Source organism: Kribbella antibiotica (genome assembly GCF_004349055.1).
Taxonomy (GTDB): Bacteria; Actinomycetota; Actinomycetes; order Propionibacteriales; family Kribbellaceae; genus Kribbella; species Kribbella antibiotica.
Genome location: NZ_SMKX01000142.1, coordinates 1 through 23,697, shown reverse-complemented (window position 1 = coordinate 23,697; position 23,697 = coordinate 1). Strand labels below are relative to the sequence as shown.

The following is a 23,697-nucleotide window of genomic DNA, read 5'->3' as shown; positions in this document are numbered from 1 at the left end:
GGGGAAAGGCCCGCGCCCGGTATCAGCACGTTGATACCGGGCGCGGTCCTTTCCCCGTACGACGATCACGCCCGCGGTGCGGTGCTATCGCGGATCTCCAGCACTCCACAATTGAGCTCAGCCAAGTACCGCCCCGCGTGACAACCGCCGCCGCCGGCAATTGCGGAGTACCGACCGTCCACGGCACGACCAACTGCAGGTAGTCCCCGCCGACAAGCCCATCGGCGGCTCGTCCAAGCGCAGCAGCCACGCGACCAAGGCAATACCTGCAGTCGCTAATGCACGCCAACCGCAGGTATTCGCCGAGCGCCCACGCCTTGGCTACACCCACCGAAGCGGACCTGCGCCACTCACAGGCTTACGCAGTAGGCCCAGGCGTGGCAGTCGCCACCAAGCGCGGTTGGTGAGTGCCAGCGGTCCGCGCAGCCGAACGACACGACCAACTGCAGGTAGTCGCCGGCGACGAGCCCGTCGGCCGTTCGCCCAAGCGCAGCAGGCAGTCAGCCAAGGCGTACCTGCAGTCGTTAATGCGCGTGATCCGCCGCGGCGACAGCGCCTGTCCCGGAGAAGCCGGCGAACGGATCCGGTTCGCCTTGCCGGAGAGGCGGATCTGCAGGTCCTGTCCGTCGGCGGGGGCGGGGCGCAGTGCATGCCTGCGGCAACTATCCGTCGGTGGGCGCGAGGTGCGCTGGGGCAAGGGTGGTGCCCGAAAGCGCTCAGGGGTGGTGGGCCTCGGGCGATACTGAGGACATGGGGAAACCGGTGTTCTGGGGTCTGGTGTTCTGGCTGGTTCAGCCGCTGTACTTCGTGACCGAGATCGTCACCGCTGGGCGGGTGACGGTGCCCTACTCATTCGTGGGCAACACGATCAGTGAGCTCGGTGCGGTCACCTGCACGACCTTTGGTGAGCCGCCCTTGGGTCCGTATGCGGTCTGTTCACCGTGGCACGCGTTCATGAACACGTCATTCGTGGTGTCCGGAGTGCTCTTGGCCGCCGGCGCGGTATTGCTTCGCCCGCAGTTGCCGGCCGGCCGCACAACCACGACTGCGGTGGTGCTGTACGTGATCGGCGGCCTGACCTCCATCGGCACGGGACTGGTGCCGATGGATCAGAACCTCGCGCTGCACAGCCTGGTCTCCGGGCCGGGATTCCTCGTACAGCCGCTCGCCTTGATCCTGCTCGGCCTCGCCCTTCGCCGCACGCGGGCGATCTTCGGATGGTCGACCATCGCGGTCGGCGTCGCGTCACTTGCCGGGGCGGTTGCCTTCAGCATCAACCCCGGCGGCGCCGGACACGGATTCTTCGAGCGCCTGTCGCTGTGGCCGGCGAACATCTGGGCCACCGCGCTGGCGATACTCATCATCAGCGCGATGCCACGTCCAGAACGTCTAGTTCGCGGCGGCCGCGACTAGGGCGCCGAAGGCGGCCATGCCGGCGCGGCTGGGGTGCAGCGGCGCTGCGTCGGAGGTGGGGATGAGGCCTTCCAGCCAGCGTTGGCTGATGGGTGCGCAGGCGTCGTGGCCGATGGATGGGGTGCGGAGGTCTACGTAGGTGGCGCCATGCGATGCCGACTGGGCGGCGAGCATGGTGTTGAGGCGGTCGATTGTTGCTTGGAGGTAGTTGGCGTCCACGGCCCAGACGGGGATGGTGGGGTAGCAGCCGCCGGGGCGGATGTAGGTGCCGTAGCCGGTGACGAGGATGCGGGCGTTGGGGGCCAGGGCGCGGATCCGGTCGAGGGCTTTGCCGAAGGCTGGAGCGGTGGCGGTGATGCGGTCGGCTAGCTGGTCGCGGCCGCCGGCCGTGTAGCGCTCTTTGCAGGAAAGGCCGGCTGGGGCGGGGAGCAGGTTGATGCAGCTCAGCGCTGCGGTCACCAGGCCGGTGTCGTTGCCCCCGATGGCGACCGTTACCAGGTCGGTCGCCGCACTGAGGGAGTTGTACTGCGGAGGCACGAAGCCGAACTGCTTGCCGCTGAAGTCCGGGATCACGGCACCCGAGCAGGTGACGTCGGTGAGGCGGGCGCCGAGCTTCGCCGCGGCGATGTGGGGGTAGTTGACGCCGGATCGCAGGCAGGGGAGGTCGACCTGGGGCAGGATCAGTGGGCCGGCGGCCGAGGAGTCGCCGATGGCGACGTACTCATAGGGGTCGGCCGCCTGCGCTGCCACCGGGGTGACCAGGCCGGCCAGCATCACGCCTACCGCCAGCAGTACCCGTCGTTTCATGGTCATCACCCTTTGCAGTCGATCCAGCACTGTACTTATGGGTAGTAATGTTCGACCCCAAAGCGCCTGCCGGTCGCTGGGGCCACGCCCAGAGTTCAAGGGGTGATCGTTGTGACGGATCACAAGGAGCTGCGTTCCGGCGGTGTGCCGGTGCATGAGCTCCTCCGGTCCCGGCTGCCCCGGCTCGTCGACGATGTCCTCGCCCGGCTGGTCGCGGAGATCCCGCTGTATGCGCAGTTGCCGTCCGAGGAACTTCAGGGCGATATCCGCCGGATCACCGATCAGTCGCTGCGTGCGTTCATCGAGGCGTTCCGGACCGGCGTCGTACCGACTGGCGACGTACTGGCGCCGCTCAGAGAATCAGCGCGGCGGCGGGCCGAGGAAGGTGTTCCGCTGGAAGCGCTGCTGGCGGCCTATCACCTCGGCGGCAAGGTCTGTGCCGACGGCGTCGCGATCGGGTTCCGGCCCGACGAGCTGGCCGACGCGATCATGCTCAACCGGCTCATCCTCGACTTCCTGCAGCAGGTGACCGCGGTGGTCTCGGCGAGCTACTTCGAGGAGCGGCAGTCGATCGCCGGTGAGGTTCAGGCGACCCGGCAGGCAGTGCTGGCCGCGCTGCTCGACGGTCGCGCGGTGGACGAGACCGCACTGCGCGCGGGCACCAGGCTTCCGGCCGAGTTCGTCGTTGCCGGTATGGCGTTCGGCGCGCATCCTGATGAGCACCAGCCGGGCGTGGATCCGCAGATCGTTGCCCGACGCAAGCTTCGGCGGATCCGGGTCGAGCTGGAACGACTGGACGGCAGTATGGCGAGTCTGTCGGTCGACGGCGGCATCGCACTGCTGTCCGCCAAGGAAGGTGAGGTCGAAAACCTCCGCACCAGGTTGAGCCGAGTCGCCGGGGTCGACGTCACCTTGGCGATTACCACCAGCGCGCCGGCCGCCGTACCGGCTGCAGCCGCGTTGGTGCGGGACCTGCTGGACGTGATCCGGATCCACCGGCACCCGCCTGGGGTGTACGAGTTGGACGATCTCGTCCTGGAGTTCCAGCTGAGCCGCCCAGGCCCCGCGCGCGACCGGCTGGCCCAGCTTCTCGAACCACTCGAGGACCGAGCCGACTTGCTCTCCACACTGCGCTGCTACCTCGCTAACGCCCGCGGCCGCCGCCAGACCGCGGCCGACCTGCACCTCCATGCGAACACCGTCGACTACCGCCTGAAGCAGGTCGCCAAACTCACCGGCCTCGATCCAGGCAGCGACGATCAGTTGCCCAGGATCGTTGCTGCGCTTGTCGCATTCGATGCTCAGCGTTCACCCTTGTGACGTAGCGTCAAAGGATGGCTCCGACACCGCTGCTCGGTTCCCGCACGCTCGATCGGCAGACCGCCCGAACGCTGCCGCCTGGCCCGCGACTGCCCACGCTGGTGCAGAGCCTGCTGTTCGCGACCAACCGTAAGACTTACTTCCCCCGGTGGCGCGAGAAGTACGGCGACGTCTTCACGATCCGGCTCGTGCCGTCGAGCCGAGTCTGCGTCGTACTGAGCCGGCCGGACCACATCCGCGAGGTCTTCGGCGGCTCGCCCGCCGTGATGCACGCAGGCGAGGGCAACACCGCACTCGAGCCGGCGATGGGCTCGAGCTCGTTGCTGCTGCTCGACGACGAGGATCACGTCCGGATGCGGAAGCAGTTGATGCCGGCGTTCTCCGGGCAAGCGCTGCGCGGGTACGCCGACATGGTCCACGAGCTCGCGGTCGCCGAGATCGCAACGTGGCCGATCGATACGCCGTTCAAGATGCATGAGCGGATGCGGAATCTGACGCTGGAGATCATCCTCCAAGTCATCTTCGGCGTGACCGATGTCGACCGGCTGAACACCCTGCGCCCGTTGATGGACAAGATCGTCTCGGTCTCGCCGGTCATCATGCTCGGCGGTTTCTACCCGCCGCTGCTCCGCATCCCGCCGTGGCGCAGCTTCCTCAAAGCGCAGCAGCAGGTCGACAACATCCTGTACGACGAGATCGCGCGCCGGCGCGGAAACCTTGCCGGACGCAACGACGTACTGACCCGGCTGTTGTCAGCAGGCGAGTGGACCGACGTCGAACTCCGCGACCAGCTGGTCACCTTGCTCCTGGCCGGCCACGAAACCACGGCAACCGCGCTGGCCTGGGCCTTCCACGAACTCGCCCGCCGCCCTGAGGACCAGCAGTTCGGCCAGAACGCGGCCGACCACAACGCCGACGGCGAACTGGAAGCCATCGTCAAGGAGTCGCTGCGCCTGCACCCCGTCGTCTACCAGGTCGGCCGCCGCCTGACCGAGACGACCGACATCGCCGGCTACCGCCTCCCCCGCGGCACGACGATCCTCGCCGCGATCGGCCTGGTCCACCGCGACCCCGAACACTTCCCCGCCCCGCGCGACTTCCGCCCCCGGCGCTTCCTCTCCGACGACCCGCCGGCACCCGGCACCTGGATGCCCTTCGGTGGCGGCGCCCGCCGCTGCATCGGCGCCGGCTTCTCCCTGATGGAAGGCACCGAGATCCTCCGCGCGACGTTGTCGGCGTACAACCTGCATGCTCCGGACCCCACTCCCGAGCCGGCCCAGGCAAAGAACGTCACCCTGGTGCCCAAACACGGCGCCAGGGTGACAGTCACCCGCAGATAGTCAGTTTTCGGGGTCGGTGACGTCGCCCAGGTCTACGTTTTCGTAGGAGGGCAGGTCAGAGGCGTCGTCGTCTTCGAGCTCGAAGTTGTTGTCGTCGTCAACCACGTGGACGGCGGCTTCCTCGGCTGAGGCGGCGGCTCCGTCGTAGCCGATGTCCTCGGCGACCAGGTCGGACTCGCCGTCGGAGTGGGCGCCTTCGTCGGGGGCGACGAGGCGGCCGGAGCGGCGAGTGCCGACCTCGGGACCGCCGACGTCTTCGCCACCTTCGGCGTACGGGTCGACGTCGGGCTCTTCCTGGGCGATTCGCTGGTCGAGGGTCTCGCCCTGCAGCGCCTCGTCGGCGGTGGTGCCGAAACCTTCACCGGCGGACCACTTCTCGGGCGGCGAGTAGCCCTCGTCGAGCACGTCGTCCACCCCACGGTCGTTCAGGGTGTCCTCCGCCTGCAGCTGGTCCTCGTCGTCAACGCTGTAGCTGCCGTAGTCCTCGCGGTTGTTCTCGGTCATGCCTACACAGTGTCCCCACACACCCATCTGAATCAAGCCAGGCACAATGAACGGATGGATCCGGTCAGGCTCACGTTGGACCAGCTGCGGGAGCTGCGGGACGACATCGCGCCACGGGCCGCGCGCCGGTCGCGGGCTTCGGTACGGCGACGCCTGGAGCGCTGGCGGGATCGGATCTTCTTCATCGCCCAATGCGCCCTCGCGGCCGGAGTCGCCTGGGCCCTGGCCCGGTACGTCGTCGGCCACCACCAACCGTTCTTCGCGCCGGTGGCCGCCATGGTCTGTCTGGGTTTCAGTTTCGGCCAGCGCCTGCGTCGCGTCGCCGAGGTCATGGTCGGAGTGGCGGTCGGTGTCGGCGTCGGTGACCTGTTCGTCAGGTTCTTCGGCACCGGCGTACCCCAGATCATCTTCGTGGTCGCGCTCGCCATGAGCGTCGCCGTGCTACTCGGTGCCGGCACCCTGATGACCACCCAGGCCGGTGTCCAGGCAGCGATCGTCACCACCCTGCTGCCCAATCCCGGCGCTGGTTTCAGCCGCTGGCTCGACGCGGTTCTCGGCGGTGTGGTCGCGCTCGCCGCGGCGACGATCGCCCCGGCCGCCGCGATCAGGCGCCCGAGGCAACAAGCTTCCGAGGTGCTGAACGAGCTCTCCGCGATCCTCGTCGAGACCGCCGAGGGCCTCCGCGACAAGATCAACCAAGAGGCCCACGATGAGAAGCGCGACGAGCGCGAGCTGACCGATGCGCTCCGCCGGGCCCGCAACAGCGAGGCCATGCTCGACGACCTGCGCAGTGCCGCCGACGAAGGTGTGGCCGTCGTCCGGCTCTCGCCATTCCGACGCAAACACCGCGGCCGGGTCCAGCAGATCGCCGATCTGGTCGTCCCGCTCGACCGCGCGATCCGCAACATCCGAGTCCTCGTACGGCGCTGTGCAGTCTCGGTCTGGCGCGATGAGCGGATGCCTGACGAATACCCGATGCTCCTCGACCGTCTCGCCGACGGGACCCGTCTGATCGCGGAATCCCTCTTCGAGCCGGCCGCCAAGGTCGCCGCCCACCGCGTCTTGGGCGAGCTAGGACGCCGTACGGCGGATATGCCGCTCCCCAGCGGCCTGTCCGCGGTCGTGGTACTCGGCCAGATCCGGTCGACCGTCGTCGACCTCCTCGAGCTGACCGGAACGTCGTACGACGAGGCCCGGAAACTCGTCCCGCTGCGTGACGACGGGCTCGACGAGAAATAGAGGGTCCGGACACCGAAAAAGGTATGGCCTAGGTCACATCGAGATATTTCTCGAAATTCCCGTCATACCCGGGCACTCGGTGCGTCTCACTGGCATGACGATCCACCGAATGATGACGACACTGGCCACCGAGCTAGGCCGGACCATCGAGACGGACTCGACCACAGACGACCGGAGCGACGCCGCCGCTGAGCAGTAATTGGCGCGAACCGGACGAACGGAACCCGGCAGCGCACCCGAACGGTCTTACCCACCGAGTTAGACCGCACGGATGACGCACACGTAACGCAGAGGCGCCCATGTGCAGCGCCGCCGGATCCGTCCGGTGCACCACCACAGAGGTGCACCGCAAAACCACCCACCGACTGTCCTGACGCCGCTTGCGCGAGGCTCAGGCCAGACCCGGTGGGTGGTTTTTTAGTGCAGGACTGTGATTTCAGTGGTGACGGAGTTCGCGATGAAGCACTCCTGATGCGCCAAGTGATGCAGCCGATCCAGCACCTCGGCCGACGGCTCCGCAGAACCCCAAACGATCTTGGGGCTCAGCGTCACCTCGGTGACCGCGACCCGGCCGGCCGCATTCTTCGCCATCACACCCACCGCGTGGTCCTCATAAGAGTCGACCACCAACCGCTTGCGGGCCGCGATCGCCAAGAAGGTCAGCATGTGGCACGACGACAGCGCGGCCACGAACGCTTCCTCGGGATCGACCGGCCCGGGGCTGCCCAGGTACGCCGGATTGGCGGACCCGGGCACGGTGATTCCACCGTCGAAGCGCCACTCGTGGTCGCGGCTGTAGGTGTCGTAGGTGAATTCGTGCTCACCACGGCTCCAGCTGACGTCGACCACGTGCTCCGACATGTTCAGATCACCTCTCCGCTACGTGCGCTCCGCGCTGACCGGTCACAGGGTTCAAGCGTACTGGGGTGTCCCCTGGCAGCTCGGCGACGAAGTCGCTGTCATACCGCGACGCCATCCCGGCCACCGGGAAGTCGGTGCTGACGAACTGCGCTCCACTGGCCAGCGCGATCCCGACCCGGCTGAACTCGTTGTTCCGGATCGTCGCCAGCGGCTCGTCCGAACGGGTGCGGACCAGGTAGCCCTTCTTGACCAGTCGCTGAATCTCCGCCGTACCGGCCGCTCGCGGGTCGTTGACCTGCGTGATCGCGGCGTCCGCTTCACCCTCGGCGCCGCGGGTGAAGACCGCGCGACCCTCCAGGTTCGGCTTGCCGGCGCGGTACACGTCGCGGATCTCGGTGCCCGGCCCGGCGTTGTCGAAGTAGAACATCACCTTGCCGGCCGCGTTCTTCAGCGTCGGCCAGCCCTTCGTGGTCACCGACTGCTCCAGCGTCAGCCCCGACTTCCGTACGTCGTCCGGCGACAGCAACTGCTTCTCACTGAAGACCGAGCGGATCTCGGCGTCGACGCTGTCCAGGTTGCCGGCGTCCCACGGCGGAGCCTTCACCCCACCCTGGGCAACGATCGCCGGGTCGGACTGCTTGAGCTCAAGGCTGATCGCGATCGGCGCGGCGTGCGGGTGCGCGTCGGACCACGTCTTCACCTGCTGCAGGCACTGCTTGAAACTGCGGCAGACAGTGTTGTAGTCGACGTCGACGATGTGCATCACCTTGATCCCGGGCTTGGCCAGCTCCGGGTCGGTGAGCGCCGGCAGCTGAGCGATCTTGCGGATCAGCGGGTAGGTGTAGAGCCCGCCGTTCGGGTCCGGGAACAGGTCGAGCTCCAGCTGACGGACATTCTGGTCCTCAAGCTGCTGCCCGAGCGGGGCATGCGAGTACCAGAGGTCGACCGCGCCAGGGTTCTGCCCGACCTGGATCTTCTTCTCGTTGTCACTGACTTCGCGGTGGTACGAGTTGTGCGAACCGATGACCTGGATCTGGTTCATCTTGAGCCCAGCCGACGTACTGGCCTGGGAGGTCTGTGTGGTCAACGCCGAACCGGCCAGACCGGATGCGGCAACCGCTGTGGTCGCGACGCCGGCGATCACCGATTTGCTGATACGCATGGAATGCGTTCCCCTCACTGGAGTGCATGACGCAGATCTGACGGCAATCTGTCATACGAAGATGGCATCGTTGTCGACGATTCGGTGCACAATGGCCGAATGGTGACATCGGGGGCGTATCCGCTGCGCCGCACACCGACCCAGGACCGGGCCAGCCGCCAGGTCGAGCGCATCCTCGACGCGGCCTGTGCCGAGGTCGTCGAGCGCGGGTACGACGCGGCATCCACCAGCGGCATTGCGAAACGGGCCGAGATCGCGGTCGGCAGCGTCTATCGGTACTTCCCCGACAAACGGAGCCTGATCCAGGCGATCGAGCGGCGGAACCAGGCGCGGTACACGGAGGCGGTGAGCATCCGGCTGGCAGAGGTGACCAGCTGGCGGCAGGCCGTCGACGTGACGATGACGACGTTCCGCGAGATGCACCGGACCGACCCGGGCTTCCGGGCCGTCGTCCTGAGCGGACTCGGCGATCCGGATCTGGAGACCCAGCCGGGCGAGTACGACGATCAGCACGCCGGCGAGTTCTCGGAGCTGCTGACGCAGCGGTTCGGCGCGCGGGACAGCAGCGACTTCCGCCTGGCAGTCACTGTCAGCATCGCGATGGGCGAGGCGTTGGCCCACTTGGCCGACCGGCTGCCGGAAGCCGACGCCGCGACGGTGCTGGCCCAAGGCCTGCCCGTTCTCTACAACCTGTTGGCGCCGCACTTCCCTGCATGAATCACAGAGCCCTGCGTGAAATCACAAAGCCCTCACCTATTTAGGTGAGGGATTCCAGCCAAGCAAAGGTTTAGTGCTGTGGTTGAGGCTCCTCGGGTGCAGGCTGCCCAACCCGCGGCCCCATCTGGGGCCAGTGCGTGACGCGACCGGCGATCCGGCCCCGCCGTGGCGTGCGCACGTCGTACGCGACGATCACCCGATCGCCCTTGCAGTACGACGTCCTGCCGCCCACCGGAAGTTTGCGCGCGACCTGGTAAGGCCCCTCACCCCGGCGGGTGTAGTACTCGACGATGACCTCGGTGAAAGTCGCCGAAGCCCCGTTCTCCAGGCGGCCGTGGACCGGGCCGCGGACCCGGATCACCCGCCCTGCCGTCTTCTCCTCACGAGTCGTTGGATTCGCTGAACGCCGGGAACCGCTGACCACATCCGCCACGATCAAGGCGGTGACCAGCAGCACCAGGCCGAATCCACCGAACAACACGATCATCAACATGGCACTCACCCCCGACGCGTCGCCCGCGAGCGACGCGGTCGTTGTCGAAACTGACTGCGCGGCCCTTGCCGCACGTCGGTGAGACGTCAGGAAGATCTACTCGGTTCCAGGTTCGGACAAAGAATTTGTCGAGTCAGCTTCCCGACATGCCGAATTGGTACTCCGGAGGCACCGGACGACCTGTCCCGAGCGCCTCTTCCGCGGCCAACCAGTAGTCGGTCAGCGGGTTGTCGCCCTCCCGCACGGTCGCCAACTGAATGCCCGCCGCGAGCAGCTCATGCGCCAGTTGCGCATCACTGGCCTCGAGCGCAGCCCGCACCCGCAAGAGCTGGATCCGCGGATCATCCGGCGCACCCTCGAACAGGACCGGATCCAATGACAACGTCAGCGCCTCAACCCGCAATTCGACAAGCTCCGGACGCAGCTCAACAGCCCGCTTGTACGCCGCCAGGTCACCGGTCACGAACCCGAGATTCCGCAGCGCCCACGGGTTGTCCCCGGACTCGCGCCACGCCTCCAGCGCACCTTCCTCATCACCGGCGTAGTACCGCGCGACCCCACGGTGATACCAAACCAGCCAGTTGTCCGCCGCCTTCTCCAGCAACTCCCGCCACGCGACCAACGTCCCATCCGGTACGCCGTCCATCGCCGGCAACTGTCCATCCAGCAACGGCAACCAGGCTCGCTCGCGATCCCCCATCGTCTCCGGCGCGAACGGCGTCCCCGCCGACACTGACCACGCGGTCCGCGCCAACTCCAACGCGCCCCAGCCAGACCCGGCGTACAGGCTCTCCACCGGCTCCGCATCGACAACGGCCGACCACTCCGCCTCGCGCTCCGGCAACCCTTCCAGGACGGGCCGCAAGGCCGCCGTACCGGCAGTCCGTGCCGAGACCCACTCGCCATGCGCCTCGGGGATCGACACTCGCCCATAAGCTTCCAGCCACTGCCATGATGTTGCTGCAGGCAACTTCAGGTGCTCCATCTGCGTCCGCGCCAGGCCGGCCTGAATCTCGGCATACCCCGGCCCCTCAAGCCCCGGCGCCAACCACTCCTGCCAGCGCCGACCACCCGGCGCCTCGCCCCACACAAACAGCTTCCGCCCCTGCAACCGCTCGGTCGACGCCTGCGCCAACCCATTGCCCTCGGCATCAACCGACGCGATCCACGGCCGCTCGCCGGCCAGCGGTTCGAAGAAGTAGTCGACCGCCTTCTCGTGCCGCATCGGGTACGTCAACTCACCCGGTACGTCGATCAGATCCAGCCGAGCGCCGTATCCGTACCGCCACGCCTGATCCGCCGGCACCAGCACCCGCGTGTCCGCAGACTGCGAGACCGCGATATTCGACCACCAGTACGCCGGAACGTCGTGGTCGGCGGGATTCTGCAGCCGCACCCCGACGTACAGGAACTCGGAGTCCGCCGGGAGCCAGAAGTCGAGCTGCGTGACCAGATTCCGGGTCCGCTCCAGCTCCCACAACCGCAGAATCGGCGTACCGTCCGGGCCCTCGACCCGGGCCGCGTGCATCGGCGCGCACGTCCCGGTCCAATGCCCGGTGCTGCCGACATTCCACTCGACTCCACCGGCGAACCACGCGTTGCGCAGCGCCAGGTTCGCCGCCTGGAACACCGGGTTCCGGTAGAGCAGTTCCTCCCCGGACGCCTTGTGGATGAGCGAATACAACCGGCCACCCAGGCTCGGCAAGACAACCGCCCGGACGTGGTCGTTCTCCAGCACGAACGACGGCAGAGCCGTCTCGACGAGCGTGCGGTCGTACCCGTCCTGATCCAGACACGGCAGGGTGCTGCGCAGGCCGCCGTACGAGATGTTGGCCTGGAGGTCGGCCGGGAGCTCGGCGAGGTTGCGGACCTCGTGCACCTCTTGGTGGCTGCGCAGCGGCGGCAGCGGGTTCTCTCCGCCTAGAGCGGCGGCGGGCAGCACGAGATCTTGCGCAGAAAGGATCGTCACACCCTCTATTCTTGCAATTACGCGCATAAGAGTCCATGCCTACCTCATGCCCTCCTACTGTCCGGTATACATGAGCACATGGACGCCGATGTGATCGTGGTGGGGGCGGGGCTGGCCGGGCTGGCAGCGACCGCGGAGCTCGCGGACGCGGGCAAGAAGGTGCTGCTGCTGGACCAGGAACCGGAGGCCTCGCTCGGCGGCCAAGCGTTCTGGTCGTTCGGCGGGCTGATGTTCGTGGACTCCCCCGAGCAGCGCCGGCTCGGGATCAAGGACTCGCACGAGCTCGCCTGGCAGGACTGGCTCGGCTCAGCCGGGTTCGACCGGCTGGACGACGAGGACAAGTGGGCCCGGCAGTGGGCCGAGGCGTACGTCGACTGGACCGCAGGCGAGAAGCGGTCGTGGCTGCATGCCCAGGGCGTGCGGTTCTTCCCGGTGGTCGGCTGGGCCGAGCGCGGCGGATACAACGCTGACGGCCACGGCAACTCGGTCCCGCGCTTCCACATCACCTGGGGCACCGGCCCGGGCCTGGTCGCGCCGTTCGAGCGCCGGGTCCGCGAGGCCGTGGCCAAGGGCCTGGTCGAGTTCCGCTTCCGGCATCGCGTGGACGAGCTGACCGTCACTGGCGGAGTCGTCGACGGCGTCTCCGGCAAGGTGCTTGAGCCGAGCAGCGTGTTGCGTGGCGAGCCGAGTTCGCGGACCGAGGTCAGCGACTTCGAGCTGTCCGCCCAAGCCGTCATCGTGACGTCCGGTGGTATCGGCGGTAACCACGATCTCGTTCGCGAGCAGTGGCCGAAGCGGATGGGCAATCCGCCGAAGCGGATGATCTCCGGCGTACCGGCACATGTCGACGGCCGGATGCTCGCGATCACCGAGCAGGCCGGCGGCCGGTACGTGAACCGCGACCGGATGTGGCACTACACCGAAGGCATCCAGAACTGGGACCCGATCTGGCCGATGCACGGCATCCGGATCCTGCCCGGCCCGTCGTCGCTGTGGTTCGATGCCACCGGCAAGCGACTCCCGGTGCCACTGTTCCCCGGCTTCGACACTCTGGGCACGCTCGAGCACATCATGACCACCGGCTACGACTACACGTGGTTCGTGCTCACCCAGAAGATCATCGAGAAGGAGTTCGCGCTCTCCGGTCAAGAGCAGAACCCGGACCTGACCGGCAAGGACATCAAGGCGGTCCTGGGCCGCGCCCGCGGCGGCGCGACTGCGCCGGTCCGCGCGTTCATGGAGCAGGGCGAGGACTTCGTCGTCCGCTCGAACCTGCCCGACCTGGTCCGCGGCATGAACGACCTCACCGGTGACAACCTGATCAAGCTCGACGACCTCGAGCGCCAGATCGTCGCGCGGGACCGGGAGATGACCAATACCTTCACCAAGGATCTCCAGGTCACCGCGTTGCGCGGCGCCCGCAACTACCGCGGTGACAAGCTGATCCGGGTCGCCAGTCCGCACCGGATCCTCGACCCGAAGGCCGGCCCGCTGATCGCCGTACGGCTCAACATCCTGACCCGCAAGTCCCTTGGCGGTCTCCAGACCGACCTGGACTCACGGGTCCTCCAGGCTGACGGCACACCGTTGCCCGGCGTCTACGCGGCCGGCGAAGTGGCCGGCTTCGGTGGCGGCGGCGTCCACGGCTACCGCTCACTCGAAGGCACCTTCGTCGGCGGCTGCCTGTTCACCGGCCGCACGGCGGGCCGCGCGGCCGCGAAGGCGATCTCGTAGCCATGTGACAGCGGACCCCGTTCAAGGCGTCGAACGGGGTATGAATCGTCTCCGCACTCGGGCCGGCCTACTGGTCCTGGCCCTGCTGACCACGATCCCAACGCCGGCCGGCGCAAACCAACCGGCACCCAGCGACCGCACCATCACCCTGGTCACGGGCGACACGGTCCGGATCTCCGCCGACCACAAGACCGTCGTACCGGAGCCAGGACCGGGCCGGGACGTTGCGTTCAGCGTCCACCGGTCCGGCGACCAGGTGTCGGTCATCCCGACCGACGCCCTCGCGAAGGTCGGCACCGGAAAGCTGGACCCGAGGCTCTTCGACGTCACACCGAGCAGTCACCAGGCCCGGGCGCTTCCGGCCGCCCGCACGAACGAGAACGTCGAACTGACCATCCGCCATCTCGATCGCAGCGGCGCGGCCACCGGTGACTACCTCGACTACCTCGTCGACCGGGACAGCGACGCCTTCTACATCCTGCCGACCGAGGCCGACGGTGCGACCAAGGTCCTCGCCCCCAAGGGCCGCTACCTCCTCGACTCGACCATCGCGGGCGGCTCGGCCAACCTCGGCACGAGCCAACTGGTGCAGCCGGCCCTGAATCTCACCGTCGACCGGACCGTCACGCTCGACGCACGCCAGGCCCAGCCGGTCGAGATCGGCCTCTCCGATCCGGACGCCGACCAAGTCATGGCCAACGTCTTCTACGGGCTGACTCAGCGGACCCAGGGCTGGGTGAGCGGGATCGGCGAGAGCCCCGGCACGGAGCCCGTCTTCACCGCACAGGTCGGCCCCTCGGTACCCGCGCTGGCCAGTGAAGCGTCCGCTCAGTTCGCCCGGCAGAACGCCGATGGCACCTTCGACGGGACGCCGTACGTCTATGCGTTGTCGGAGTCTCAGTCCGGCAAGTACTACACCGGCTTCCGAAAGATCTTCCACCGAACCGAGCTGGCCAAGCTCACACCGACCTTCGTCGGACCCGCGAGCGGTGTCGCCGCCGTTCTCCCGGTCTCGGACGTACCGGGCGTCGGCGGCGGGCGCACCATGGGCTACGGATTCTCGGGGCTACCGGCGGCGCCAGTCTTCTACCTCACCGGTGGGACGCCGTGGCTGTTCGACGCTTCGATCGCCGACAGTCCGGACAGCGAGTTCGTGAGCCTGCGAGACCGGGGCCAGGTGTACAAGGCCGGCGAGACCTACACGCAGCACTGGGGCCGGGCAGTGCTGGCCAGCGGGGAGCTCGCGGTCACCCGCACCGGTGACAACCTCCAGCTGTACCTCCCGTACACCGATGCCGACGGCCACTACGCTTTCAGCGAGGGCACTCTCACGGTGATCCGCGACAATCGGAAGCTCGATGTCCTCTCCTATCCCTTCAAGGGCATGGAGGCCTACCCCGTCCCCGCCGGGCCCGGCAAGTTCCGGCTGGAGCTGGTGACTTCGCGATTCACTTCGACTTGGACCTTCGACTCGACGACCACGGCCGGTACGACGCCACTGCCGTTGTCGACGATCCGTTTCCTGCCCACGGTCGACGACCACAATGTCGTCCATACCGGCGCGACACACGAGTTGCCGCTGGTGGTCAGCACGGCGGGCACACCTCGGGTCCAGACGTCGACCGACAACGGCACGACCTGGCGGTCCGCACCGATCCGGGCTACTAGTAACAACCGGTACGTCGCGACTGTCGCCGTACCGGCCGGTGCCACCACCGTCTCGCTCAAGTCCCAGCTGATCGATGCTGCTGGCAACCAGTTCGAGACGGTGGTGACCGACGCCTACCGCGTGACGCGGTGATCTAGAAGGCCATGCTGAGGAGGTCGGCGAACAACTCCTGTTCGTCGATCTCCAAGCCCCTGCTGGTGAAATAGGTCGCCATGTTGTGGCAGTCCCGGAGGAGAAACTCCATCCCCTTCGGGTTGCCGACGATGTCGATCACCTGCGGCAGGTCGATCATGACGATCCGCTCGCCCTGGGCCAGCACGTTGTACGGCGAGAGGTCGCCGTGCGCGAGACCGGCCCGGGCCAGCTCCCGCATGGCTCCCCGCAACTGCTCGAAGTACTCGCCGAGCAACTGCTTCGACGGGCGGACCTGAGCGAGCCGCGGCGCGGCACCGCCTTCACCGTCGTCGATGAACTCCATCAACAGCTCGGTCCCGTCGATCTGGACCGGGTACGGCACTGGCACGCCTGCTTTCCACAGTCGGTTCAGTGCGTCCCATTCGGCGTAGGCCCATTGACCAGACGCGACACTGCGGCCGTGCTGGCTCTTCTTCGCCATCGCACGACTGTCGCGACTGTTGCGGGTACGACGACCTTCGACGTACGCCGTACTGCGGTGGAAGGACCGGTGCTCCTCGGCGCGGTACCGCTTGGCGGCGAGCAGTGAGGATTGCGCGGGCGCATCGCCGATGGCTTCGACGGCGCGCTCGATCAGGAAGACATCAGCTTCCTTGCCGGTTTTGAGGACGCCGAGCTCGGTGTCGATCGCGGCCTGTGCCGTCACCACCCAGGACGGGCGGGGCTCAGGCCCGCGAGAACCGCGCTCGACGTCCAGCCAGGTGGTCCAGCGCTGATTCGGCGCCAGCTCTTCGTCGACCTGCTGGAAATCGAAATCGAAATCGTCAGATGCAGATTCAGATTCGGTACGAAAGACGTCTGAAGACAACGGAGGTGCTCCTGAAGCTTGAGGTGAGACTGACGCGGGCATGGCCCAGCACAGTGATTGCCATTCGTCAGCCCTCCTTAAGCCCAGGCAGCGCTCGTCGCCGCTCGGTTCACCCACAGGATGCCCGGCGATCTCCGGGCCCGCAACGTATTTACCGCAGCTGCGAACGCAAGGTCGGCCGCAGCCTCAGTTCCTGCCCCTCCCAGTCTCCGATCTCCTTCCGAAACACGTCGTACGCCGCGTCGTCCGCGAACCGCGCGAGCCACACGAGCACGCGGTCATCGCGCAGCGGGAGCGCCGGGAAGTTGTTCTCGGCGGGCAGGGATCGGAAGACCGCCAACGGCAAGACGCCGAGCTCCGCGATGGCCGGGAGCATGGTGTGCTGGAAGTGTTCGACGAAGCCGGAGTCGGCCGGATGCACCATGCCCGCGATCACCGAGTCTCCGAGCGCCGAGTCGCGCGGAGCCTCCGGGCCCGGGTATTCGGGGCTGAGGAAGATCGGCTCGAGCAGCAGCGCGTTATCGGAGTCGAGCATCGTCGCGTTGGCTGCTTCCGCGTGCTCGCGCCAGATCGGGCCGTAGTAGAACGCATTGAGGGCTTCGGCGCGCGCAGCCATACTGCGGAACCCGCGGAGCCAGACGAACCGGTCGGGATCGTCCAGGTCCCGGAACTGGCCGGCGATGTGCATCCCGCACACCTCCTGGCCCTCGACGAAGTGTTCGTCGAAGATGTCGATCAAGGTGTCACGCTGACCGGGATGCAGCGTGTATTGGCGGAGGTCGACGACAGCGCAGCATTCATTCACCGGGCGAGCCAATCACCTCAACCTGCCAGAACCTGTCAGGTTTCGGGTACTAGACCGTCGTGGTTAAAGCTCGAGTGCTGGCGGTGTCCAGGTGGGTGCATCGCAAGGCGGAGGGGAAGCCTCGATGCTTTTCCATCGTGGCTTTCCCTCCAACGCCGCGAGGTGCCCGCCTGGGCGCCGCCAGTGCCGAGCTTTAACCACGATGGTCTAGTAACGTCGGCCGGGTGGACTTCGAGGAGGCGGCGGACCAGCTGTACGCGAGCCCGGCCGCCGACTTCATCGCGACGCGCAATGAGCTGGCCAAAGAGCTGAAGGCTGACGGCGACCAGCTCGCCTCGACCCGGCTGAAGGCGCTCCGGAAGCCGACCGTGGCAGCGTGGGTGACGAACCTGGTCGCCCGGGAGCTGGGCGACGATCTCGACGACCTGCTGGCGCTCGGTGACGAGTTCCGCGAAGCAACGGCCGACATGGACGGTGCCCGCCTCCGCGAGCTCACCCCGAGACGCCATCAGCTGGTCGACAAGCTGGTGGCCGAAGCCAAAAAGCTCGCCGATCAGAAGCTGAGTGCGGATGTCACCCAGAAGCTGCGCGAGACACTCGATGCCGCGCTGGTCGACCCGGCGGCAGGGGACGCCGTACGGGAAGGTCGACTGAGTAGCGCACTGCGGCACGTCGGCTTCGGCGTCGTCGACGAGAACGGTGAGCCCACCAACGTCACCCCGCTCACCGACGAACGTCGCGAGGCTGCCCGCGCCCGCCGCAAGACCCAGCAGGACGAAACCACCGCGGAAGCTGAGCAGGACCGCGCGCAACGCGAGGCCGAGGAGCGCGAGGCAGCAGCCCGCGCTGAGGCGAAGAAGGAATTCGAGGCCGCCGTCACCGCCGCCCAGGCGGCCGAGGCTCGGGTCGAGGATCTCGACAAGCAGCTCGACGACGCCCGCGATGCCCTCGCCGAGGCGCAGCAACTCGTGCACAATCTCGGCGCCGAGCTCGACGAAGCCCGCCGTACCGCCCGTGACGCCCAGAAGGAAAGCCGCGAAGCGCGGAAACGCTACAACCGCATGTGAAGCAGACAGCGACCAAGAAGGCGGCCGCGCGGAAGAAGGCTTTCTAGGACCCGCGGGCCATCAGGTAGCTGGTGGGATCAGGCGGGGCGCCCGCGTCGAGCCAGCGCTGGAAACCGACCGGGTTCCGACGCTCGAACTCGTCCAGGCAGATCCGCCGCACCTCGGCGACCGCCTGACGGTCCCGCATGTCCGCGCCCATGGCCAGCTGCCCGGCGGTCTCGACCCAGACATCGCACAACTCGCTGATGCTCAGCGGGCACTGCAGCGAAGCGATCAGCGCCTCGTCCTCAAGGAACTGCTCCTCAGTCAACTGCCGGACCCGGCGCTGGCGCCGCGACGGCCGATCGGGACGATCCGGCACCACTAGGTCGATCAGCGCCAAGAGGACCGCGCCGACGAGCAGTGTCGCGACCCCGAAAGCGCCGTCCGCGACCAGTCGAACCAGACCGGGCAGGCACAGCACGCCGACCGCGGCGTACGCAGCCACGGACACGGCCGAATAGTCCGGGGTGTCGTCGACGACCTGGCGGATGACTGCAGCCAGCGGCCAGACGATCAGGAACACGACGGTCAGCAGCAGCGAGGACCCCAACGGCCCAAGCAGCAGCACACCGGTGAGCGCCGCCACCGTCCCGGCACCCAAACCGGCAGCAATCACCACCCGCTGCACACTCACTGTGACGCCCACCTCACGTAATCCCACCCACTACTCCATTAGAACGAGCGGCCCTCTCCCACCGTTCCCCAAACAAAGACGTCCCGAACCTGCCGGAAGGTTGTCATGCCCGGTCAGGCAGTCGCGGGCGCCGGCGCCGGATCGAGCGGGTTGGCGATCTCATCGGACGGCATCCGGCCGAAATACACGACCGCGAGTGACACGAGGGCGGGGCCGACCGCGGCGATGATGAAGACGGTCGTGATGCCGAGCAGCGCACCGGCAGGGCCGGCCAGCGCCATCGAGACCGGCATCAGCAGCAGCGAGACGAAGAAGTCGAGACTGGCGATCCGCCCGCGCAGGTGGTCCGGGACGCGGCGCTGCAGCAGCGTCCCCCAGATCACCATCGCCGCGGAACCGGTCGCGCCGACCAGCGCGGCACCGATCGCCATCACCCAGAGGTCGCGGGCGATCCCGAGCAGCACGAACGGCAGCGCGCCGAAGCCCCACATCAGCGTCATGATCGTCAGGTAGCGCCGCGGCAGGCTGCGCGACGAGATCAGCAGGGCGCCGATCGCACCGCCGACCCCGAAGGCCGCGAGCACCAGCCCGAAGTCCTTCGGCCCGCCGCCCAACTGGTCACGCACGGCGAACGGCAGCAGCACCTCAAGCGGCCCGAGAATCAGCAGCACGAAGATGGTGCCGAACAGCAACGACGCCAGCAACCACCGCGTACGCCGTACATAGGCCCAGCCTTCACGGAGATCCGCCACCAGTGCGCGAGCGCCGGTTGCCCGGTCCTCGTCGACCTCGGTCGGCTCCTCGGCCGGCAATCGCATCGCGAGCACACAGGCCGCAGAGAAGAGGTAAGTCAGCGCAGCGACCAGAATCGCCAGCCCCGGCGACATCGCGGCGATCACCAGACCACCGATCGCAGGCCCAGTCGCCTGCTGCGCCAGCGGTCTCAGCGTCCCCTCGAGCCCGTTGGCCGCGAGCAGCTCATCGGCAGGCAGCAGCTTCGGCACCAGCGCCGTATACGCCGGGATCAGGAAGGCCTCACCGGCACCGATCAGCACCGCGGCCACGGCCAAATGCCAGATCTCCAGCAGGTTGCTCAGCGCAAGACCCGCGACCACCAGCAGCACCAGGCCCCGCAACACGTCGGCCGCGACCATCACCAGACGCTGCGACAACCGGTCAGCCGCAATCCCGCCGAACAGCACGCAGACGACCAGGCCGATGCTGTACGCCGTTGTGACCACGGACAGCTGGACCGGACCACCACCGAGCTCGATCACCTGCCAGGCGAGCGCCACGAGCCACAAGCCGCTCCCGAGCAACGCCACGGCCAGGCCGATCCAGAGCAGCCGGTAATTGCGGTGCCGCAGCGGCCGAACCGCCTTCCAGCCCGTGCTCACGATCGCCCTCCTCCGTAGTGTTCATCCGATCGTGCCACCCGGCTCCGACAGAATGGCGGATCATGGTTCGAATGAGGACCCCCAAAGCCCGGGCGACTGCCGCGTGACGGTGCATATGCCACGCCTCCGGCGCGGCGGGTCATGGGGCTTTAACCCCAGCCCTTCCCTCGTCACTCCAGTCGCTTCGCTCCCTCCACTCCTCAGTCCAGGTCAGGGGGCCCCATGACCAGCGTCGACGAGCGGTTCGCGGAGCGCGTCCGCGCCCTCAAACCCGCCCCCTGCGACTACTCCGCCGACCTGCTGCGCAGCCTGTACGACGCGCAGCTAGGCAGCCGGCACGCCGATCTCGCAGCCCGCTGGATGCAGTCCCAGGGCCATGGCTTCTACACGATCGGATCAGCAGGTCACGAGGGCAATGCGGCCGTCGCCGCGGCCCTTCGATCGACTGACCCGGCCCTGCTGCACTATCGCTCCGGTGCGTTCTACCTCGCCCGCGCGGATCAGTGCGGCGTGAAGGACGGCCTGCGCGACATCCTCCTGGGCGTCGCCGCGGCCACCACCGAGCCGATCTCGGGCGGGCGGCACAAGGTCTTCGGCCGCCACGACCTGGCGATCATTCCGCAGACCTCGACGATCGCCTCCCACCTGCCGCGAGCGATGGGGGTCGCGTTCTCGATGGCCCGGGCCGCGAAGCTCGGCGTACCGTCGCCTTGGCCTGCGGACGCGATCGTCGTGACCAGCTTCGGCGACGCATCTGCGAACCACTCGACCGCGACGGGCGCAATCAACGCTGCGCTGCACGCGTCGTACCAGGGTCTGCCGATGCCGTTGCTGCTCGTCTGCGAGGACAACGGGCTCGGGATCAGCGTGCGGACGCCGGACGGCTGGATCAAGCAGGCCTATGGCTCACGGCCGGGTCTGCGGTACTTCGACGCCGACGGGACCGACCTCGCCGCCACGCTGACGATGGCAATGGAAGCAGCCACCTTCGTACGGCGAAACCGGCGGCCGGCGTTTCTCCGGCTGCGGACAGTCCGGCTGCTCGGTCATGCCGGCTCCGACGTTGAGGCGGCGTACCGGAGTACGGCGGAGGTGGCGGCCGACGAGGTCTTGGACCCGCTGCTCGGGACCGCGCGACGGCTGCTCGGTGCGGATCTGACTGCCGACGAGATCATCGATCTCTACGAAGACAAGCGCTCCGAGGCGATGCGGATCGCGGCCGAGGTGTCCGGTCTGCCGCAGCTCTCATCGGCCGAGGCCGTCGCCGCGCCACTCCGCTTCCCCGATCCAGCGACTGTCGCTCAAGCCTTGCCGCTACGCACACCGACCACGGAACGCCTGACGCTGAGCCAATCCATCAACCGCGCACTGAGCGACGTACTGGCGTCTTATCCGGAGGCGATGGTCTTCGGCGAGGACGTCAGTCGCAAAGGCGGCGTGTACGGCGTCACGCGCGGACTGCAGAAGGCGCATGGCGCGGCGCGGGTCTTCGACACGCTGCTGGATGAGCAGTCGATCCTTGGACTCGCGCTCGGTGCTGGTGTTTCCGGGCTGCTGCCGATCCCAGAGATTCAGTACCTGGCGTACCTGCACAACGCCGAGGACCAACTGCGCGGCGAGGCGGCGTCACTCAAGTTCTTCTCGCAAGAGCAATACGCGAACCCGATGGTCCTCCGCATCGCGGGCTACGGCTACCAGAAGGGCTTCGGCGGCCACTTCCACAACGACGACGCGATCGGTGTCCTGCGCGACATCCCGGGCATCGTGATCGCCTCCCCCTCGCGGCCGGATGATGCGGCCGCGATGCTGCACGCCTGCGCCGCGGCGGCGCGCTCCTCCGGCACGGTCAGCGTCTTCCTGGAGCCGATTGCGCTCTACCACCGCCGCGACCTATACGACGAAGCCGACGACGCGTGGTTGACGCCGTACCCGACTGAGCCAGTGCCGATCGGCCGCGGCCGCACCTACGGCGGTGGCACCGAACTCACGCTCGTGAGCTTCGGCAACGGCGTACCGATGAGTCTGCGGGTCGCGGCGCGAGTGCCCGGCGTACGGGTTCTCGACCTGCGCTGGCTCGCACCGCTGCCGGTCGAGGATTTGTTGCGCGAGGCAACGGCTACGGGCCGAGTGCTCGTCGTCGACGAGACTCGGCGGTCCGGTGGCGTGTCCGAAGGCGTGCTGGCCGCGCTGATCGATCACGGCTACACAGGTCGGATGGCCCGCGTCACCTCGGAGGACTCGTTCGTGCCGCTCGGCGACGCGGCGCGGCAGGTGTTGCTCAGCGAAGAGACGATCGAGGACGCCGCCCGCGCGCTGCTCAAGCAGTAATAACCGATGCCGGATGGAGGCCGCCCCGCCCCCATCCGGCATCGGAGTCTCAGCTGAAGAGCCGCTGCCAGAACGACTTCTGCACCGGTACGACGTCCTCTTCGCTCGCGCGAGCGAGGTTCCGGCGGCGATTCTCCAGCCACTCCTCATTGTCCTCCCGCCACTGCGTCAGCGCAGCTTGAGCGTCGAGTTTCCCGACCGGGATCACCGGACCGGTGGTATCGCGGATGCTCAGCGCGATGCGCTTGTTCAGTTCCTCGAGGTAGTCGCGCACCTCGGACTCGCGGCGCATCTTCGCGACCTTCTCGCGGACCTGCGCCTTCTCTTTCCGCAGCTGCACGGCCGGCGGCAGCAGCGCATCGGAGTCGATGTTCTCGCGGCGGATGAAATCCTTGACCCACCAGTCCGGGTCGTGAGCGTCAGCCAGCTTCAGCGGCTTGCCCGCACCCGGCAGATCATCGAACACGCCATCCTTCTCGGCCTGGTTGATCTGGTGATCGACCCAGTCCTGCACGGACATGCTCGACGGTTTGCGGTTGGTCATCATCGACACCTCGCTGTCTGATCGACAGTTGCTCCGGACGCCCATTCTAAAGGCTTGTGAATGCAATCACAAGGGGGTGCTGGACGGCGGGCCGATACTGAAAAGGTGACCTTGACCGACGAACAGATCGCCGCGCTGTCCCCGGCGGAGCGGCGCGACCTGCTCCTGCGGCTGGTCCCGCGCCCGGACGGACTGCCGTCGGCGCGCACGATCAACCGGATCCGCAAGTGGCGGACGGCGCTAGTCCTGCTCTGCTCACTCGCCCTGATCCCGTGGACCGTCTACCTCGCCGTCACCCTGCCCAACCACTACGTTGCCCGCAACTGGGTCGCCACCTGGGTCGGCTTCGACATCATCCTGCTCTGCTCACTCGCCCTGACCGCGATCGCCGGCTGGAAACGCCGGTTGATGGTCTTCCCCACCGCCGTCATCTCCGGCGTACTGCTGCTCTGCGACGCCTGGTTCGACATCCTCACCAGCCACCGCAGCGATCTCATGCAAGCAGTCCTCAGCGCCGCCCTCCTGGAAATCCCGCTGGCTCTCATCCTCATCGGCGGCCCCCTGAAGCTCATGCGCTTCCTAGCCGTCCGCTACGGCATGGTCAGCTCCCGAACCCACTTCTGGAGCCTCCCCATCCCCGTCCCCGACC

General features: G+C 67.5%; 21 protein-coding genes. 10 read left to right on the top strand and 11 right to left on the bottom strand.

The genetic code is table 11. The features are described from left to right. Positions 1–750: 750 nt before the first annotated feature. Entirely contained in the window at positions 751–1,413 is a 663-nt protein-coding gene (locus E1263_RS33560) for a DUF998 domain-containing protein (RefSeq protein ID WP_132174796.1), read from the top strand. On the opposite strand, the gene E1263_RS33555 is transcribed toward E1263_RS33560, so the two are convergent. Further along, positions 1,390–2,220 (bottom strand): SGNH/GDSL hydrolase family protein, encoded by an 831-nt coding sequence (locus E1263_RS33555; protein WP_202869174.1) that lies wholly within the window; start codon positions 2,218–2,220, stop codon positions 1,390–1,392. The two genes, E1263_RS33560 and E1263_RS33555, sit on opposite strands and share 24 nt — an antisense overlap. Positions 2,221–2,322: 102 nt before the next feature. On the opposite strand from E1263_RS33555, the gene E1263_RS33550 reads away from it, so the two are divergent. Both E1263_RS33550 and E1263_RS33545 read left to right on the top strand, forming a co-directional pair. Next, a complete protein-coding gene (locus tag E1263_RS33550; RefSeq protein ID WP_202869173.1) occupies positions 2,323–3,540 on the top strand; it encodes a PucR family transcriptional regulator in 1,218 nt (405 codons plus the stop codon). Between the two features lie 14 nt (positions 3,541–3,554). Continuing rightward, on the top strand, positions 3,555–4,880 hold the full coding sequence (locus E1263_RS33545; protein ID WP_132174794.1) for a cytochrome P450: 1,326 nt from the start codon (positions 3,555–3,557) through the stop codon (positions 4,878–4,880). Here E1263_RS33545 and E1263_RS33540 read toward each other — a convergent pair whose 3' ends face one another. Next, on the bottom strand, positions 4,881–5,384 hold the full coding sequence (locus tag E1263_RS33540) for a DUF5709 domain-containing protein (RefSeq protein ID WP_132174792.1): 504 nt from the start codon (positions 5,382–5,384) through the stop codon (positions 4,881–4,883). Positions 5,385–5,438: 54 nt separating this feature from the next. On the opposite strand from E1263_RS33540, the gene E1263_RS33535 reads away from it, so the two are divergent. Further along, entirely contained in the window at positions 5,439–6,623 is a 1,185-nt protein-coding gene (locus tag E1263_RS33535; RefSeq protein WP_132174790.1) for an FUSC family protein, read from the top strand. A gap of 417 nt (positions 6,624–7,040) precedes the next feature. Here the strand turns inward: E1263_RS33535 and E1263_RS33530 are convergent, their stop codons facing one another. Then, positions 7,041–7,484 (bottom strand): OsmC family protein, encoded by a 444-nt coding sequence (locus E1263_RS33530; protein WP_132174788.1) that lies wholly within the window; start codon positions 7,482–7,484, stop codon positions 7,041–7,043. Positions 7,485–7,491: 7 nt separating this feature from the next. Continuing rightward, a complete protein-coding gene (locus E1263_RS33525) occupies positions 7,492–8,646 on the bottom strand; it encodes a phosphatidylinositol-specific phospholipase C1-like protein (protein ID WP_132174786.1) in 1,155 nt (384 codons plus the stop codon). 99 nt (positions 8,647–8,745) lie between these two features. Here E1263_RS33525 and E1263_RS33520 point away from each other — a divergent pair, with 99 nt between their 5' ends. Then, positions 8,746–9,363: a TetR/AcrR family transcriptional regulator gene (locus E1263_RS33520; RefSeq protein WP_132174784.1), complete on the top strand. Its 618-nt coding sequence runs from the start codon at positions 8,746–8,748 to the stop codon at positions 9,361–9,363. A gap of 70 nt (positions 9,364–9,433) precedes the next feature. On the opposite strand, the gene E1263_RS33515 is transcribed toward E1263_RS33520, so the two are convergent. Then, positions 9,434–9,856 carry a DUF3592 domain-containing protein gene (locus E1263_RS33515; protein ID WP_132174782.1) on the bottom strand — a complete coding sequence of 141 codons (423 nt, stop codon included), beginning with the start codon at positions 9,854–9,856 and terminating at the stop codon, positions 9,434–9,436. A gap of 133 nt (positions 9,857–9,989) precedes the next feature. Further along, positions 9,990–11,825 (bottom strand): DUF5107 domain-containing protein, encoded by a 1,836-nt coding sequence (locus E1263_RS33510; protein WP_238161770.1) that lies wholly within the window; start codon positions 11,823–11,825, stop codon positions 9,990–9,992. Positions 11,826–11,903: 78 nt separating this feature from the next. On the opposite strand from E1263_RS33510, the gene E1263_RS33505 reads away from it, so the two are divergent. After that, a complete protein-coding gene (locus E1263_RS33505; protein ID WP_132174778.1) occupies positions 11,904–13,559 on the top strand; it encodes an FAD-binding dehydrogenase in 1,656 nt (551 codons plus the stop codon). 40 nt (positions 13,560–13,599) lie between these two features. Next, on the top strand, positions 13,600–15,360 hold the full coding sequence (locus E1263_RS33500; RefSeq protein WP_132174776.1) for a hypothetical protein: 1,761 nt from the start codon (positions 13,600–13,602) through the stop codon (positions 15,358–15,360). A gap of 1 nt (position 15,361) precedes the next feature. Here the strand turns inward: E1263_RS33500 and E1263_RS33495 are convergent, their stop codons facing one another. Together E1263_RS33495 and E1263_RS33490 are read right to left on the bottom strand one after the other, a co-directional pair. Continuing rightward, the gene (locus E1263_RS33495; protein ID WP_238161768.1) at positions 15,362–16,231 is read right to left on the bottom strand and encodes a serine protein kinase RIO; all 870 of its coding nucleotides are present in this window, start codon (positions 16,229–16,231) and stop codon (positions 15,362–15,364) included. A gap of 151 nt (positions 16,232–16,382) precedes the next feature. Continuing rightward, positions 16,383–17,036, bottom strand: coding sequence for an NIPSNAP family protein (locus E1263_RS33490; protein WP_132174772.1), 654 nt, complete (start codon positions 17,034–17,036; stop codon positions 16,383–16,385). Between the two features lie 224 nt (positions 17,037–17,260). On the opposite strand from E1263_RS33490, the gene E1263_RS33485 reads away from it, so the two are divergent. Next, positions 17,261–18,103 carry a hypothetical protein gene (locus E1263_RS33485; protein WP_132174770.1) on the top strand — a complete coding sequence of 281 codons (843 nt, stop codon included), beginning with the start codon at positions 17,261–17,263 and terminating at the stop codon, positions 18,101–18,103. Between the two features lie 43 nt (positions 18,104–18,146). On the opposite strand, the gene E1263_RS33480 is transcribed toward E1263_RS33485, so the two are convergent. Together E1263_RS33480 and E1263_RS33475 are read right to left on the bottom strand one after the other, a co-directional pair. Next, positions 18,147–18,806, bottom strand: a complete 660-nt coding sequence (locus tag E1263_RS33480) for a hypothetical protein (protein WP_238161767.1) — start codon at positions 18,804–18,806, stop codon at positions 18,147–18,149. A gap of 86 nt (positions 18,807–18,892) precedes the next feature. Beyond that, positions 18,893–20,176, bottom strand: a complete 1,284-nt coding sequence (locus E1263_RS33475) for an MFS transporter (RefSeq protein ID WP_132174768.1) — start codon at positions 20,174–20,176, stop codon at positions 18,893–18,895. 222 nt (positions 20,177–20,398) lie between these two features. Between E1263_RS33475 and E1263_RS33470 the strand changes: the two genes are divergently transcribed. Continuing rightward, positions 20,399–22,504 (top strand): thiamine pyrophosphate-dependent enzyme, encoded by a 2,106-nt coding sequence (locus E1263_RS33470; RefSeq protein ID WP_132174766.1) that lies wholly within the window; start codon positions 20,399–20,401, stop codon positions 22,502–22,504. A 49-nt stretch (positions 22,505–22,553) separates the two neighbouring features. On the opposite strand, the gene E1263_RS33465 is transcribed toward E1263_RS33470, so the two are convergent. Then, positions 22,554–23,048, bottom strand: a complete 495-nt coding sequence (locus E1263_RS33465) for a DnaJ family domain-containing protein (RefSeq protein WP_132174764.1) — start codon at positions 23,046–23,048, stop codon at positions 22,554–22,556. Between the two features lie 105 nt (positions 23,049–23,153). Here E1263_RS33465 and E1263_RS33460 point away from each other — a divergent pair. Then, the coding region (locus E1263_RS33460) for a hypothetical protein (protein ID WP_202869172.1) at positions 23,154–23,697 on the top strand (544 nt) is incomplete at its 3' end.

What these genes read in the sequence shown, in the direction of transcription:
- E1263_RS33465 (WP_132174764.1), bottom strand. Translation starts at nt 23,048, where the DNA reads ATGACCAACCGCAAACCGTCGAGCATGTCCGTGCAGGACTGGGTCGAT.
- E1263_RS33530 (WP_132174788.1), bottom strand. Translation starts at nt 7,484, where the DNA reads ATGTCGGAGCACGTGGTCGACGTCAGCTGGAGCCGTGGTGAGCACGAA.
- E1263_RS33505 (WP_132174778.1), top strand. Translation starts at nt 11,904, where the DNA reads ATGGACGCCGATGTGATCGTGGTGGGGGCGGGGCTGGCCGGGCTGGCA.
- E1263_RS33545 (WP_132174794.1), top strand. Translation starts at nt 3,555, where the DNA reads ATGGCTCCGACACCGCTGCTCGGTTCCCGCACGCTCGATCGGCAGACC.
- E1263_RS33520 (WP_132174784.1), top strand. Translation starts at nt 8,746, where the DNA reads ATGGTGACATCGGGGGCGTATCCGCTGCGCCGCACACCGACCCAGGAC.
- E1263_RS33540 (WP_132174792.1), bottom strand. Translation starts at nt 5,384, where the DNA reads ATGACCGAGAACAACCGCGAGGACTACGGCAGCTACAGCGTTGACGAC.
- E1263_RS33560 (WP_132174796.1), top strand. Translation starts at nt 751, where the DNA reads ATGGGGAAACCGGTGTTCTGGGGTCTGGTGTTCTGGCTGGTTCAGCCG.
- E1263_RS33535 (WP_132174790.1), top strand. Translation starts at nt 5,439, where the DNA reads ATGGATCCGGTCAGGCTCACGTTGGACCAGCTGCGGGAGCTGCGGGAC.
- E1263_RS33525 (WP_132174786.1), bottom strand. Translation starts at nt 8,646, where the DNA reads ATGCGTATCAGCAAATCGGTGATCGCCGGCGTCGCGACCACAGCGGTT.
- E1263_RS33500 (WP_132174776.1), top strand. Translation starts at nt 13,600, where the DNA reads ATGAATCGTCTCCGCACTCGGGCCGGCCTACTGGTCCTGGCCCTGCTG.
- E1263_RS33555 (WP_202869174.1), bottom strand. Translation starts at nt 2,220, where the DNA reads ATGAAACGACGGGTACTGCTGGCGGTAGGCGTGATGCTGGCCGGCCTG.
- E1263_RS33515 (WP_132174782.1), bottom strand. Translation starts at nt 9,856, where the DNA reads ATGTTGATGATCGTGTTGTTCGGTGGATTCGGCCTGGTGCTGCTGGTC.
- E1263_RS33470 (WP_132174766.1), top strand. Translation starts at nt 20,399, where the DNA reads ATGACCAGCGTCGACGAGCGGTTCGCGGAGCGCGTCCGCGCCCTCAAA.